At 68.0% G+C, this 13,114-nt stretch carries 13 protein-coding genes and 1 pseudogene; 12 read left to right on the forward strand and 2 right to left on the reverse strand.

The genetic code is table 11. The features are described 5' to 3' along the window. Position 1 precedes the first annotated feature (1 nt). From RGI145_RS00250 to RGI145_RS25630, 8 genes and pseudogenes are all read left to right on the forward strand, one after another. A complete protein-coding gene (locus RGI145_RS00250; RefSeq protein WP_083670220.1) occupies positions 2-1,009 on the forward strand; it encodes a branched-chain amino acid ABC transporter permease in 1,008 nt (335 codons plus the stop codon). Further along, positions 996-1,706, forward strand: a complete 711-nt coding sequence (locus RGI145_RS00255; protein ID WP_075796759.1) for an ABC transporter ATP-binding protein — start codon at positions 996-998, stop codon at positions 1,704-1,706. The genes RGI145_RS00250 and RGI145_RS00255 overlap by 14 nt, the downstream gene beginning before the upstream one ends. Further along, the gene (locus RGI145_RS00260; RefSeq protein WP_075796760.1) at positions 1,699-2,406 is read left to right on the forward strand and encodes an ABC transporter ATP-binding protein; all 708 of its coding nucleotides are present in this window, start codon (positions 1,699-1,701) and stop codon (positions 2,404-2,406) included. The genes RGI145_RS00255 and RGI145_RS00260 overlap by 8 nt, the downstream gene beginning before the upstream one ends. Then, positions 2,406-3,395 (forward strand): NAD(P)H-dependent flavin oxidoreductase, encoded by a 990-nt coding sequence (locus RGI145_RS00265; protein ID WP_075796761.1) that lies wholly within the window; start codon positions 2,406-2,408, stop codon positions 3,393-3,395. Before RGI145_RS00260 ends, RGI145_RS00265 begins: the two co-directional genes overlap by 1 nt. Before the next feature lie 59 nt (positions 3,396-3,454). Next, positions 3,455-4,207, forward strand: coding sequence for an enoyl-CoA hydratase-related protein (locus RGI145_RS00270; RefSeq protein WP_075796762.1), 753 nt, complete (start codon positions 3,455-3,457; stop codon positions 4,205-4,207). A 103-nt stretch (positions 4,208-4,310) separates the two neighbouring features. Then, positions 4,311-5,123 carry an IclR family transcriptional regulator gene (locus tag RGI145_RS00275; protein ID WP_075796763.1) on the forward strand — a complete coding sequence of 271 codons (813 nt, stop codon included), beginning with the start codon at positions 4,311-4,313 and terminating at the stop codon, positions 5,121-5,123. A 29-nt stretch (positions 5,124-5,152) separates the two neighbouring features. Further along, complete coding sequence (locus RGI145_RS00280) at positions 5,153-6,304, forward strand: CaiB/BaiF CoA transferase family protein (protein WP_083670222.1); 1,152 nt, start codon at positions 5,153-5,155, stop codon at positions 6,302-6,304. Between the two features lie 73 nt (positions 6,305-6,377). Beyond that, positions 6,378-6,580, forward strand: a pseudogene (locus RGI145_RS25630) (IS5/IS1182 family transposase); the annotation flags it as partial. Positions 6,581-6,628: 48 nt separating this feature from the next. Here the strand turns inward: RGI145_RS25630 and RGI145_RS00285 are convergent. Both RGI145_RS00285 and RGI145_RS00290 read right to left on the reverse strand, forming a co-directional pair. After that, positions 6,629-8,020 (reverse strand): L-serine ammonia-lyase, encoded by a 1,392-nt coding sequence (locus RGI145_RS00285; RefSeq protein ID WP_237183144.1) that lies wholly within the window; start codon positions 8,018-8,020, stop codon positions 6,629-6,631. 136 nt (positions 8,021-8,156) lie between these two features. Then, on the reverse strand, positions 8,157-9,068 hold the full coding sequence (locus tag RGI145_RS00290) for a LysR substrate-binding domain-containing protein (protein ID WP_075796765.1): 912 nt from the start codon (positions 9,066-9,068) through the stop codon (positions 8,157-8,159). Positions 9,069-9,258: 190 nt separating this feature from the next. Here RGI145_RS00290 and RGI145_RS00295 point away from each other — a divergent pair, with 190 nt between their 5' ends. The 4 genes from RGI145_RS00295 to RGI145_RS00310 are packed head-to-tail and all read left to right on the forward strand — an operon-like array spanning position 9,259 to position 13,020. Then, on the forward strand, positions 9,259-10,299 hold the full coding sequence (locus tag RGI145_RS00295) for an ABC transporter substrate-binding protein (RefSeq protein WP_075799699.1): 1,041 nt from the start codon (positions 9,259-9,261) through the stop codon (positions 10,297-10,299). 2 nt (positions 10,300-10,301) lie between these two features. Further along, entirely contained in the window at positions 10,302-11,363 is a 1,062-nt protein-coding gene (locus tag RGI145_RS00300) for an ABC transporter ATP-binding protein (protein WP_075796766.1), read from the forward strand. Next, positions 11,360-12,226 carry an ABC transporter permease gene (locus RGI145_RS00305; RefSeq protein ID WP_075796767.1) on the forward strand — a complete coding sequence of 289 codons (867 nt, stop codon included), beginning with the start codon at positions 11,360-11,362 and terminating at the stop codon, positions 12,224-12,226. The genes RGI145_RS00300 and RGI145_RS00305 overlap by 4 nt, the downstream gene beginning before the upstream one ends. Continuing rightward, positions 12,223-13,020 (forward strand): ABC transporter permease, encoded by a 798-nt coding sequence (locus RGI145_RS00310; protein ID WP_075796768.1) that lies wholly within the window; start codon positions 12,223-12,225, stop codon positions 13,018-13,020. The genes RGI145_RS00305 and RGI145_RS00310 overlap by 4 nt, the downstream gene beginning before the upstream one ends. Positions 13,021-13,114: the final 94 nt, after the last annotated feature.

The raw sequence follows: 13,114 nt of genomic DNA on the forward strand, positions 1-13,114 counted from the left end.
AATGTCCGCAACCTCCACCCTCGGCCGCCATGCGCAGCCGCGTCACAACCGCCTTTTCATGTTCGTGGGCGGCTTCGTCCTCGTCCTGGCGATCCTGCCCCTGATCGCCGGTGCCAGCCCCTATCTCCTGGGTCTGCTCATCTCGGCGCTGATCCTGTCCGGCCTTGCCCTGTCCTGGGCCCTGCTGGGTAATCTCGGCGGCATGGTCTCTTTCGGCCATGCCGCCTTCTTCGGCGTGGGCTCCTATGCCTCGGCCCTGCTGGCGGGAAAGCTCGGGCTGCCGGTGCTTCTGGCCATCCCGCTCGGCGGCCTCTCCGCGACGATTGCATCGCTCGCCATGCTTCCCGCGTTGCGCCTGTCCGGGCCGTATTTCGCGCTCGCCATCCTCGCCTATGCGCAGATCTTCCGCATCCTCGCGACGGAGCTGGACTGGCTGACCGGCGGATCGGCCGGGTTGCAGAGATATCCCGGCCTGCCGGACATCCTGGGCCTGGACCTCGCCAGCCGCGCGGGGAGCTATGTTCTCGTCCTGGTCGCTGTTGTCCTGTCCGCCCTGGTCTACATGGCTATCCGGCGCAGCCACACGGGCACCGCGCTTCGCGCCATCGCCGACAGCGAGGACGCCACCCGCGTCGTGGGGGTCAACTCGACGCTTCTGAAGACCTGGATGCTGCTCCTCTCGGCCTTCATCGCCGGCGTGTTCGGGGCCCTGAACGCCCATATCATCGGCTTCCTGGAGCCCGACTACGCCTTCTCCGGCACCTGGAGCGTCATGCCCATCATCGCCGCGGTCTTCGGCGGCTACCGCACCGTGCTGGGCCCCGTGCTGGGCGCGGTGGTGATCTACCTCTTCGATCAGGTCATCGCGAAGAGCCTGATCCCCGTCGGGCACCAGATCCTGCTCGGCGTGGTGCTGGCTGTCATGGTGCTGATCGCGCCCAACGGGCTCGCCGGCCTGATGTCCCGGTTCCGCGCCAAGTTCGGGGAAAAGAGCCATGCTGGAGCTTGATGCCGTCACCGTCCGCTTCGGCGGGCTCACCGCTCTCTCCAACATCTCCTTCGGGATCGGGAAGGGGGAGATCCTGGGGCTTGTCGGCCCCAACGGCGCCGGCAAGACGACGCTGTTCAACTGCATATCCGGCCTGGTGAAGGCCCGTGGACGCATCGCCTTCGAGGGGAGGGATATTATCCGCCTGCCTCTCCACAGGCGGGCACGCGTGGGGATCGGCAGGACCTTCCAGATCACCCAGCCCATGCACCATCTCTCGGTCCGGGAGAATCTCGCGGTGGCGCAGGTCTTCGGGGCGGGACGGTTCGACCCGGCCAGGATCGACGAGATCCTCTCCGTGATGGAACTGTCCCACAAGGCGGATCTCGATGCCGCCACCTCCCTGGCCCTGCAGGAGCTCAAGCGCCTGGAGATCGCCAAGGCGCTGGCGACCGAGCCGAAGCTCCTTCTTCTCGACGAGGTGCTGGCGGGGCTCGAAAGCAACGCGAAACGCCAGTTCATGCTGAAGCTGAAGGAACTCCACCGTCTCTTCGGCCTGACCATCGTGATCGTGGAGCATGACATCGAGACGATCTCCGGGCTTTGCAGCCGCGCCGTCGTGCTGAGCTTTGGTCAGCTCATCGCCGACGGAACCCCCGACGAGGTCTTCCGCGATCCGGCGGTGATGGAAAGCTATACGGGGACCGCCCATGCTTGAGACCCGCCACCTGACATCCGGATACGGCGCCATCACCGTCCTCTGGGATCTCAGCCTCACCTTCCGGGAGGGAGCGCTCACCGCCATCGTGGGGCCGAACGGGGCGGGGAAGACCACCCTGCTGCGCACGCTGGTCGGCCTGCTCCCCTATCAGGGCGAGGTCCTGCTCGGTGGCGAGCCGATCCGACGCAAGACCTGGGATCTGGTTGGGGAGGGGATCGTCATGGTTCCGGAGGGCCGGTTGCTCTTCCGCGACATGACCGTGGAGGAAAATCTCTGCCTGGGCGCCTATCCCAAGCGGTGCCGGAACGAAATGGCGGCCAACCTCGATCGCGTCTATGCCTTCTTCCCCCGTCTGAAGGAGCGGCGCCAGCAGATCGCCGGTTCGCTTTCCGGCGGCGAGGCCCAGATGGTGGCGATGGGGCGCGGGCTGATGGCCAAGCCGCGGATCCTTCTCATCGACGAACCGTCTTTGGGGCTGGCTCCGGTCATCGTCAACGAGGTGTTCGACATCATCCGCCGGCTGAAGTCCGACGGCATCACCATCGTGCTGATCGAGCAGAACACCCGGATGGCCCTCGCGGTGGCCGACGATGTCCATCTGATGCGCTCGGGCAAGGTCGTTCTGTCGGAACCGGCGGCCGGCATGGACCTCGACCGCCTGCATGATTTCTACTTTGCGCGGGAGGTGGTGAACTGATGGAAAATTCCAGCCGAGCGCTGCCGCCGCTGTTCCGCGACAAGCTCGCCCTGCCCGTGATCGCGTCGCCGATGTTCATCGTCTCCCGGCCGGAGCTCGTCGTCGCCGAATGCCTCTCGGGCATCGTCGGTTCCTTCCCGGCGCTGAACGCCCGCGCACCGGACACGCTCGACGGATGGCTGACGCGGATCGAGGCGGAGCTCGCGGCCGCCCGCGCCGCGGATCCCGGTCGCAGGATCGCCCCCTTCGCCGTGAACCAGATCGTGCATGCCTCGAACGACCGTCTGGGGCAGGACATGGAAACCTGCGTCGCGCATCAGGTGCCGCTCATCATCACCTCGCTGCGCGCTCCCGGCGAGGTCGTTCGTCAGGTCCACTCCTATGGCGGCCTCGTCTTCCACGATGTCACGACGATCCGCCATGCCGAGAAGGCCCTGGAAGCCGGCGTCGATGGCCTGATCCTGGTCTGCGCCGGAGCGGGCGGCCATGCCGGCACGCTCAGCCCCTTCGCCCTCCTCGCGGAAGTGCGCCGGATCTATGACGGTCCGGTCGCGCTCGCCGGCGCCATCGCAACGGGGGACGCCATTCTTGCGGCACAGGCGCTCGGTGCCGACTTCGCCTATATGGGGACCCGCTTCATCGCGACGGAGGAGGCGAATGCGTCCTCGTCCTACAAGGAGATGATCAACGCCGCGAGCGCGTCCGACATTCTCTACTCGTCCTTCTTCACCGGCGTTCCCGGAAACTACCTGAAGCCAAGCATCGTGGCGTCCGGGCTCGATCCCGAGGCACTGCCTTCCCTGGATAAGAGCTCCATGAATTTCGGAACGGCGAAGGTGAAGCCTTGGCGTAACATCTGGGGTGCCGGCCAGGGGGTCGGTGCGATCACGGATGCGCCTCCCGTGGCGGAAGTGGTGGAGCGGCTGTCGCGCGAGTACCGGGATGCCCTCGCCCGTCTTTCCCGGGTGGCCGCGACATTTCCAGTCTAGTCGCCACCCGGCAGATCCGCGGCTCACACGATCAGACCCACAGCATGAAAGGCCCGGTGATGAAGACAGGTGTTGTCGTGGCACATCCTCGGCCAGGCATAGTCCAGATCACCATGGACCGTCCGGAAAGGCGCAACGCCCTCGATCGCGCGGCCTATCGAGCGCTGGCCGCGGCGCTTGCCGAAGCCGATGGCGACGATGCTGTTCGCGCCGTCGTGCTGACCGGTGCCGAAGGATGTTTTACCGCCGGGAATGATCTTGCCGACTTCCAGGACATGGCCACCAAACCTGAATCCAGTGAGGGGCTTGCCTATCTCAAGGTGCTTGCACAGTTCTCGAAACCCGTGCTGGCTGCCGTGGAGGGATATGCGGTCGGCATCGGCACGACCATGCTGCTGCATTGCGACCTGGCCTATGCGGGTGACACCGCGGTGTTCCGCCTCCCCTTCGTCCATCTGGGGCTGTGCCCCGAGGGAGCGTCCAGCTACCTGCTTCCCCTGGTGTCCGGTACGAAGAAAGCCTCGGAACTGCTGCTCCTGGGCGAGGCATTCACGGCGAAGGCGGCAGCGGAGGCGGGTATCATCAACGAAGTGACCGGGGCGGGAGAGGCCCTTTCCCACGCACTTGGGAAAGCGGAGCTCCTGGCGACACTGCCACCCTCCTCCCTGGCGACCACCAAGCGGTTGCTGCGCCAGGCCCATAAGCACGCCATTGCCGAAACCCTTGAGCGGGAGGCTGCGGAGTTCCATGCGATGCGGCTTCAACCGGCTGCTCAGGCCGCGTTCAGCCGCTTCCTGGGAAAAAGAGGATGAGGCTGCTCCTGTCGGTGGAGTGCCTCAACGCCGACGCCTCCTTGATCGGTTGCAGGTATCGGCTACATCCACCTGCACCTTCAGAAGTCTTCAAGGCACGTCAATGACCCAACCCGAGGCGTCACCGCCCGATCCCGAGATCGAAGGCGACGGGAAGGATGACCGTCATTTCGTGACGGCGTTGGCCCGCGGGCTCGAACTGCTGGCCTGCTTCAAGCGTGGCGAGACCTTTCTGGCCAATCATGACTTCGCGGAACGATGCAAGCTCCCGCGCTCGACCGTTTCCCGCCTGACCTATACGTTGACGAAGCTTGGCTACCTGCATTTCGTCGAGGATGTCGGCAAGTACCGCCTCGGGACCCAGCTCATCGCGCTCGGCACGGTTGCTCTCGGCGGGCTGGACATAAGGCAGATGGCGCGTCCTGCGATGAGGGAACTCGCCAACTTCTCGAATGCCACGGTCGGGCTGGCGGTGCGCGACCGCCTTTCCATGCGCTATGTGGAATGCCTTCGTGGCCCGGCAGCGATCTCCCTCAACATCGACGTCGGCGTCCGCATGTCGATGGTCCGGTCCTCGATAGGCCGGGCCTTCATCTCCGTCCTGACGCCGAGCGAACGTGCGCCGTTGTTCGAGGAGCTCCGCATGCTGGACCCCCTCGCATGGCCCAAGATCCATGAGAGCCTCGAAAGGTCGATGGCCGATCATGCCAGGCTGGGCTGCTGTTGTTCGTTCGGCGAGTGGCAGAAGAGCGTCAGCGCGATCGCGGTCGGGTTCCGTCCGGGCGGCGGCCTGCCTCCGATGGCGGTCAACTGTGGGGCGCCGACCGTCATCTCCGAGCCCAGCTTCCTTCTCGAGGAGGTCCGCCCCCGGCTCGTGGAGATGGTGCGACAACTCGACGGGGTCATGGGCGCCTAAGGGGGCCGGTTTTTTCGGAGTTGCTGTCTATGGATCGATCTCTTGCCCCGGCCAATGAACCGGACGCCGATCTGCCCTTGGCCGGTGTGCGCGTCCTGGACCTGTCCCGCATTCTCGCCGGTCCGTGGTGCGCCATGGTGCTGGGCGATCTCGGCGCGGAAGTCGTGAAGGTCGAGCATCCGATCCGTGGCGACGACACGCGTGACTGGGGGTTGAGGACCGGTCCGACCAACACATCGTATTTCGATGCCGTGAATCGGAACAAGACTTCCATCGGTGTCGACCTTTCGACCCCCGAAGGCGCAGCCCTCATCCGCCAGATGGTCCGCGAGTTCGACGTCGTGGTCGAGAACTTCAAGACGGGAGGCGCCGATAGGCTCGGCCTGGGCTATGCCGCACTGAGGGAGGAGAATCCCGGCCTCATCTACTGCTCGATCACCGGCTATGCATCCGATGGGCCCGAGGCGGCACGGCCGGGCTATGATCTGCTCGTTCAGGGTGAGGCCGGCCTCATGGCCCTCAATGGAGAAGCCGGTCAGGCGCCTCTGAAGTTCGGCGTGGCTGCGGTTGACCTGTTCACAGGGCAGTATGCGGCACAGGCGGTACTCGCTGCGCTGTATCAGCGTAGCCGCACCGGGAAGGGGAGGCGGATAGAGCTTTCCCTCTTCGATTGCGGTGTGGCTATCACTTCCTACTACGGCCTGGAGGCCCTTGTTCAGGGAAAGGACCCGCCGCGCTACGGCAATGCCCATCCATCGATTGTCCCTTATGGCGTCTTCGAAGCAGCGGATGGACCGCTGCTGATCACGGTTGGCAATAACGCGCAGTTCCACCGCTTCTGCACACGGGTCATCGAACGGCAGGAACTCCTGGGCGATGCCAGGTTCGCCACGAACCTGGAACGCTCCAGAAATCGCGCCATCCTGATCCCTGTCATAGAAGAGGAGTTGCGGAAGCGGAGCCGTAGCCAGCTTCTGCAAGTTCTGCGGCAGGAAGGGATTCCGGCGGGGGAAGTCCTCGGGCTGCATGAAGCCCTGGTTTCACGTCGCACCGAAGACAGCGGGATGGTTGCGCGGTTTGAGGATGGCGGCGCGACAAGGTGGATTCTGGCACCACCGTATCGTTTCGATGGCTGCCGTCTTCCTGTCCGCTCTCTCCCGCCTCCTTTGCAGAGGGAATAGAACGAAGCATGGGCTTGCCCTTGTCGTGCCATGAGGCGCTGCGAGACGACGGCGGATGCCGGACCGGGGCCCCCTGAGCGGCACAAACCGCCACGGCAGCCGCATGTTGGCCGCCGCCCTGGATGCTGTGCCGCGCGTTCGCACCGGAGGACGAGGTCGGCCCCAACGCGGGCCTGGCGAGTTGCACGCCGATAAGGCCTGGGTTCGTTGCCACTGCCGCAGGAGTGCCGCGCCCAGGGCATCATTCCACGGATTGCCCGGCGCGGCATCGAGACCCACGCTTTCGTCTGCCTCAACCAGATCCGCAGGTTCCGTCAGGCGCCTTCAGCACTCGATGACATTCACCGCGAGGCCGCCCAGCGAGGTCTCCTTGTACTTGTGCGACATGTCGAGCCCGGTCTGGCGCATGGTCCGTACCACCTGATCCAGGCTGACCAGATGCGCCCCATCCCCATGCAGGGCGAGGCGCGCGGCATTGATCGCCTTCACCGCCGCCAGGGCATTCCGCTCGATGCAGGGCACTTGCACCAGCCCGGCGATCGGGTCGCAGGTCAGGCCGAGATTGTGCTCCAGCCCGATCTCCGCGGCATTCTCCACCTGGGCGTTGCTGCCGCCCAGCGCCGCCGCCAGCCCGGCCGCCGCCATGGCGCAGGCGGAGCCGACCTCCCCCTGGCAGCCCACCTCGGCGCCGGAGATGGAGGCGTTGCGCTTGATGATGGCGCCGACGGCAGCGGCGGCCAGGAAGAAGGTCTCGATCCCCGCCGCATCCGCCCCGGGCACGAAGCGGTCGTAGTAATGCAGCACCGCCGGCACGATCCCGGCCGCGCCATTGGTGGGCGCGGTCACCACCCGCCCGCCGGCGGCATTCTCCTCGTTCACCGCCAGGGCATAGAGGTTCACCCAGTCCATGCCGATCAGCGGGTCGGCCTCGTTGCGCCCCTCCCGCGCCTGCAAGGCGCGCCACAGGGCCGGGGCGCGGCGGCGCACCCGCAACCCGCCGGGCAACTCGCCCTCCCCACGTAGCCCGCGCTCGACGCAGGCGCGCATCGCCGCCCAGAGGCGCGCGATCCCGGCCGAGACCTCGGCGGCCGGGCGCAGGCTTTCCTCGTTGGCCCGCATCAGCATGGCGATGGACAGGCGCGCGCCCGCCGCCCGGGTCAGCAGCTCCGCCGTGTCGGCGAAGGGATGTGGAACCTCGGGGGCGCCGCCGGAGGCATCGGTGGGCGCCTCCTCCGCCGCGCCGACGACGAAGCCGCCCCCGACCGAGAAGTATTCCCGAGTGAAACCCTCCTGTGTCCCTTCCGCCCAGGCGGTGAAGCGCAACCCGTTGGGGTGGCGCGGCAGGCTCTCCCGCATGTGAAAGACGAGATCCTGCGCCGGGTCGAAGGCGATCTCCCTTCCGTCCGGCAAGGGCAGGTGGCGCGTCGCGCGGATGCGCCGGACCCGTTCCGCCGCCTCGTCCGGGTCGATCGCCTCCGGCTGGGCGCCGGTCAGGCCGATCAGCACCGCCGTGTCCGTGGCATGGCCGCGCCCGGTCAGGGCCAGGGAGCCGAACAGTTCCGCCCGTAGGCGCACGATCCGCAACCCGGTGGCCTCCGCTTCCTCCAGGAAGCGCCGCGCGGCCACCATCGGCCCCACCGTGTGGGAGCTGGAAGGGCCGATCCCGATCCGGAACAGGTCGAACAGGCCGATGAAATTCTGCCGCGAAGGGGTCACGCCGGCCGATGCTCCCTGAAGGCTGGTCATGGACGGGACGGGTCGCTGAGGATACGCATCCGCCCTCCCAGCCTACATCGCCGGGCCGCCCGCCGTCGCCCCCCGGCACTGCGTGCCTGCGGGACCGCGCGCCGCATTATCGCCGGCCGGCCCGGGCGGATTGCGCGGCGGCCTCGACACGCAGCATCTCCAGGAACCGTGCCGCCAGCACGGCGACGGGCCGGCCGGGCGGCGCCAGCACGTTCACCGGGAATTCCACCGTCGGCTCCAGCGGGCGCAGCACCACCCGCCCGGCGAACTGCGCGGCCGTGATGGCCTCCACCACGGTGAAGCCCAGCCCTTCCGCCGCCATGGCGCAGGCCGCCGCGGCGTTCTGCGTCTCGGCCACCGGGACAGGCGCCACGCCGTGCCGCTCGAAGAGCTCGTCCACCAGGTCGCGCAGCCGGTACTGGCGCCCGAGGGAGATGCAGGGCTCCCCCTGGAGCTCCCCCAGCATCACGCGCCGCCGCCGCGCCAGACGGTGCCCCGGTGGCAGGACGAGGATGCCGGGCAGGCGGATGGGCTCCGCCACGGCGCTGGCCGGGGCGGCCGAGAGCGGCAGGGCGAAGCCGAGATCGGCCAGGCCGGCCGCCACCATCTCATGCACCTCCAGCGAACTGGCCACCGTCACCGAGACACGGAGCTGCCGCACCTGCCGCGCGAAGCGGGCCAGCAGGCCGGGAACGAAGCTGAAGCCGAAGGAGGGCAGGGTGGCGACGCGCAGCTCGCCCATCCCGGCGCTGCGCATGTCATTGGCGATCCGGTCCATGCGGGTGGCGGCGGCGAAGAAGCGCTCCGCCTCCGCCTCGAAGCGCCGCGCCTCCTGCGTCGGCGTCAGGCGACGGCGGCTGCGGTCGAAGAGGGCGAGCCGCGTCTCCTCCTCCAACGCCCGCAATAGCTTGGTCACGGCGGGCTGGGACAGGTTCAGCATCTCCGCCGCACGCGTGACCGAACCGCCCTGCATGACGGCACGGAATGCTTCCAGCTGATGCAGCCGGCGGGGTGTCATGGCGGGTTCGCTACCTCAGGGAATGAAATCGGGAAGATTATGAATTTGCGCTTCCGTTCCCGCCAATGCCAGCCTGGAAGGCATGCGGGGCCGATCCGGTGCCGGGATGCATGGGTTTTGGGCGTTGCGCCTTTCGCACATGCAGCAACGGATCGGGCGTCCGGGGATGGCAGGAGGAAAGACGACAATGATGCGCAGACTGCTTCTGGCGGCGACGGCCCTGATGGGCGTGGCATTCGGCGCGGCGGGCACAGCCTCGGCGCAGGACCGGCTGGTGGTGGCGGCCTATGGCGGCTCCTACGAGAAGATCATGCGGGAAAGCGTGATCCCGGAATTCGAGAAGGCGAACAACGTCAAGGTCGACTACCTCGCCGGCAATTCCTCGGACAGCCTGGCGCGGCTGCAGGCCCAGCGCGGGCGGCAGGAGATCGGCGTCGTCCTGCTGGATGACGGGCCGATGGCCCAGGCCGTCTCGCTCGGCTTCTGCCAGAAGATCACCGACCAGAAGGCGCTCGGCAGCGTCTATCCCATCGCGGTGATGGGCGATGGCAAGGCCGTGGGCACCGGCTTCGGCTATACCGGCATCGCCTACAACGCCGACCTGTTCAGGCAGCGCAACCTGCCGGTCCCCGCCTCCTGGATGGATCTGGCGAAGCCGGAATACAAGCAGCGCCTCTCCATCCCCGGCATCGACAACACCTATGGCCTCCACACGCTGGTGATGATGGCCCGCGCCAATGGTGGCGGCGAGAACGACATCGCCCCCGGCTTCAAGGTGATGCGCGAGAAGATCAACCCGAACGTGCTCGCCTATGAGAGCAGCCCGGGCAAGATGAGCGAGATGTTCCAGTCCGGCGAGATCTGGCTCTCCGTCTGGGGCTCCTCCCGCGTCGCGGCGATGAAGGAATCCGGCTTCCCGCTGGAGATCGTGCGGCCCAAGGAAGGTGCGGTGGTGCTGATGACCGCGACCTGCGCCGTGGAGGGCGCGCCGAAGCCGGAACTGGCGCAGAAATTCGTCGCCCACCTGCTCTCGCCCGCCGTGCAGGTGGCCTTCTCCACCTATTACGGCTCCGGTCCCACCAGCAAGGAGGTCAAGCTGCCCGAGGATGTCGCGAAGCGCGTCATCTATGGCGAGGACCAGGTGAAGCAACTCGTCACCATGGACTGGGACGTGATCAACAAGAACCGCACCGAGTGGACGCGCCGCTGGCAGCGCGAGGTCGAGCGCTGAGCATGGGGCCCGCCTTCCTGGAACTGGACGGGGTCGCCAAGCAGTACGGCCCCGTCACGGCGGTGCATGACGTGACCATCCGCGTGGCCCGGGGGGAGTTCCTGGGCCTGCTCGGCCCCTCCGGCTGCGGCAAGACCACCACGTTGCAGATGATCGCGGGCTTCGAGGCGCCGACCTCCGGGCGCATCATGCTGGAAGGCCGCGACCTCGCCGCCGTGCCCGCCGCGAAGCGCGGCATGGGCATCGTCTTCCAGTCCTACGCGCTCTTCCCGCACATGACGGCGGCGGAGAACGTCGCCTTCGGCCTGGAGATGCGGAAGGTGCCGAAGGCGGAGCGCGCGAAGCGGGTGCGCGAGACGCTGGACCTCGTCCACCTCGCGCATCTGGCCGACCGCTTCCCCCGCAACATGTCGGGCGGGCAGCAGCAGCGCGTGGCCCTGGCCCGCGCCCTGGTGATCGAGCCGCGCCTGCTGCTGCTGGACGAGCCGCTCTCCAACCTCGACGCCAAGCTGCGCGAGGAGATGCAGGTGGAACTGCGCGAGCTGCAACGCCGCGTCGGCGTCACCACCGTCATGGTGACGCACGACCAGCACGAGGCCATGGCGCTCTGCGACCGCGTGGCGGTGATGCAGGGCGGGCGGCTGATGCAGATCGACGAACCCTGGCGCGCCTATGAGGAGCCGGCGGGCGAGTTCGTCGCCGACTTCCTCGGTCGCAGCAACCGCCTGCCGGCCCGTGCCACCGGACAGGGCGAGGCCGAGGCCGGCGGGCACCGCTTCGCCCTGCCGCCGGAACTCGCCGCCGCCCCCGGCGACATCCTGCTGACCATCCGGCCGGAGCGGCTGCGGCTGCGTCACGCCACCGAGCCCGGGCTGCGCGGGGAGGTGCATTCGCGCGTCTTCCTCGGCGGCTCCTGGCTCTACCGTGTCGATACGGCGGTGGGCGCGGTCATGGTGACGGCGCAGAACACCGGCGCCGCGCCGGTCGAGGAAGGCTCCCCCGTTTCCCTGGACTGGGACGCGCACAGTCTGCGCCGCCTCTCCGCATCAAGGGGGGCGGCATGAGGCGGCGCCTGTCCGCGCCGCTGCTGCTGACGCTGCCCTCGGGCCTCGTCTATGCGCTGGTGCTGCTGCTGCCGCTGATCGGGGTGGCGGTGCTCAGCCTCCAGGGCTTCGACTTCGACAAGGGCATCCTGCCGCGCTGGAACCTGGCCAACTACGCCGACCTCGCCACGGATTCGCTGTTCCGCGAGGTGCTGGAGCGCACCTTCCGCCTCTCCGTCATCACCACCGCCATCTGCCTGCTGATCGGCGTGCCGGAGGCCTGGATCGTCCACCGCATGGCGCCGCGCTGGCGTGGGCTGATGCTGCTCGTCGTGGTCGGGCCGCTGCTGGTCTCCGTCGTGGTGCGCACCTTCGGCTGGATGGTGCTGCTCGGCACCAACGGGCTGATCAACGACGCGCTGGTGGCCATCGGTATCCCCGGCGCGCCCTTCCGCCTGATGTTCACCGAGCTCGCCATCGTCATCGGCCTCGTCCATGTCATGGTGCCGCTGGTGGTGCTGTCCGTCTGGGCCAGCCTGGGGCGGCTCGATCCCGCGCTCGCACGGGCGGCGGAAAGCCTGGGCGCCGGGCGCCTCACCACCTTCCGCCGCGTCATCCTGCCCAACATCATGCCGGGCGTGCTGGGCGGCGCGCTGATGGTCTTCTGCCTCTCGGCCTCCGCCTTCGCCACGCCCGCCATGCTGGGCGGCAAGCGGCTGCGCGTCGTGGCCAGCATGGCCTACAACGAGTTCCTCAACACGCTGAACTGGCCGCTGGGCGCCGCGATCGCCGTGCTGCTGCTCCTCGCCATCCTGCTCTGCACGCTGCTCTGGACGCGGCTGGTGGAACGGCGCGCGCTGCGCCGGCTGGGGGTCGGGGCATGAACCGCAACGGTCCGCTGTCCCTGGCCTTCCACGGGCTCTTCATCGCCTTCATCCTGGCGCCGCTGGTCGTCGTGGTCCTGGTCTCCTTCACCGGCAAGGGCTTCATGGCGATGCCCTTCGACGGCGCCTCGCTGCGCTGGTACCGGGCCATCGCCGACAACCCGCAGTTCCTGGAGAGCTTCTGGGTCAGCCTGCGGCTCGGTCTCGTCTCGGCCACGCTGTCCGCGCTGATCGCCGTGCCGGCGGCACTGGCCATCGCGCGCGGGCGCTTCCCCGGCCGCGACGCCATCGCGGCCTTCCTGGTCTCGCCGCTGATGATCCCGCATGTCGTGCTGGGCGTGGCGTTGCTGCGCTTCTTCTCCGGCCTCGGCCTCGCGGGCTCCTTCGCGGGGCTGGTGGCGGCGCATCTGATCGTGGTGACGCCCTACATGGTGCGGCTGGTGAGTGCCGGCCTCGCCGGGCTCGACCCGCGCGTCGAACGCGCTGCGGAGAGCCTGGGTGCCGGGCGCCTCACCGTCTTCCGCCGCATCACCCTGCCGCTCATCCTGCCCGGCGTGGCGGGGGGCTGGATCCTGGCCTTCATCACCAGCTTCGACGAGCTGACGGTGAGCCTCTTCCTCGCCTCGCCCTCCTCCACCCCGCTGCCGGTGCGTCTCTTCACCTATATCGACCAGATGACGGACCCGCTCGTGGCCGCCGTTTCCGCCGCGCTGATCGGGCTGACCGCGCTGGTGCTGGTGGTACTGGACCGGTTCTACCCGATCGACCGCTTGCTCACCGGGGAGCGTCGGTGATGTGGGCCGCGACTGCCGGCGCCGTGCTGTCCCGGGGGCAAGGCTCTGCCTTTCCCCCGGACCCCCTATCCGCCAGGACGCTGTGCGCCCTGGA

The sequence above is a fragment of the Roseomonas gilardii genome (genome assembly GCF_001941945.1).
GTDB lineage: Bacteria > Pseudomonadota > Alphaproteobacteria > Acetobacterales > Acetobacteraceae > Roseomonas.

What these genes read in the sequence shown, in the direction of transcription:
- RGI145_RS00255 (WP_075796759.1), top strand. Translation starts at nt 996, where the DNA reads ATGCTGGAGCTTGATGCCGTCACCGTCCGCTTCGGCGGGCTCACCGCT.
- RGI145_RS00290 (WP_075796765.1), bottom strand. Translation starts at nt 9,068, where the DNA reads ATGACACCCCGCCGGCTGCATCAGCTGGAAGCATTCCGTGCCGTCATG.
- RGI145_RS00270 (WP_075796762.1), top strand. Translation starts at nt 3,455, where the DNA reads ATGAAGACAGGTGTTGTCGTGGCACATCCTCGGCCAGGCATAGTCCAG.
- RGI145_RS00310 (WP_075796768.1), top strand. Translation starts at nt 12,223, where the DNA reads ATGAACCGCAACGGTCCGCTGTCCCTGGCCTTCCACGGGCTCTTCATC.
- RGI145_RS00275 (WP_075796763.1), top strand. Translation starts at nt 4,311, where the DNA reads ATGACCCAACCCGAGGCGTCACCGCCCGATCCCGAGATCGAAGGCGAC.
- RGI145_RS00280 (WP_083670222.1), top strand. Translation starts at nt 5,153, where the DNA reads ATGGATCGATCTCTTGCCCCGGCCAATGAACCGGACGCCGATCTGCCC.
- RGI145_RS00265 (WP_075796761.1), top strand. Translation starts at nt 2,406, where the DNA reads ATGGAAAATTCCAGCCGAGCGCTGCCGCCGCTGTTCCGCGACAAGCTC.
- RGI145_RS00300 (WP_075796766.1), top strand. Translation starts at nt 10,302, where the DNA reads ATGGGGCCCGCCTTCCTGGAACTGGACGGGGTCGCCAAGCAGTACGGC.
- RGI145_RS00295 (WP_075799699.1), top strand. Translation starts at nt 9,259, where the DNA reads ATGCGCAGACTGCTTCTGGCGGCGACGGCCCTGATGGGCGTGGCATTC.
- RGI145_RS00260 (WP_075796760.1), top strand. Translation starts at nt 1,699, where the DNA reads ATGCTTGAGACCCGCCACCTGACATCCGGATACGGCGCCATCACCGTC.
- RGI145_RS00250 (WP_083670220.1), top strand. Translation starts at nt 2, where the DNA reads ATGTCCGCAACCTCCACCCTCGGCCGCCATGCGCAGCCGCGTCACAAC.
- RGI145_RS00305 (WP_075796767.1), top strand. Translation starts at nt 11,360, where the DNA reads ATGAGGCGGCGCCTGTCCGCGCCGCTGCTGCTGACGCTGCCCTCGGGC.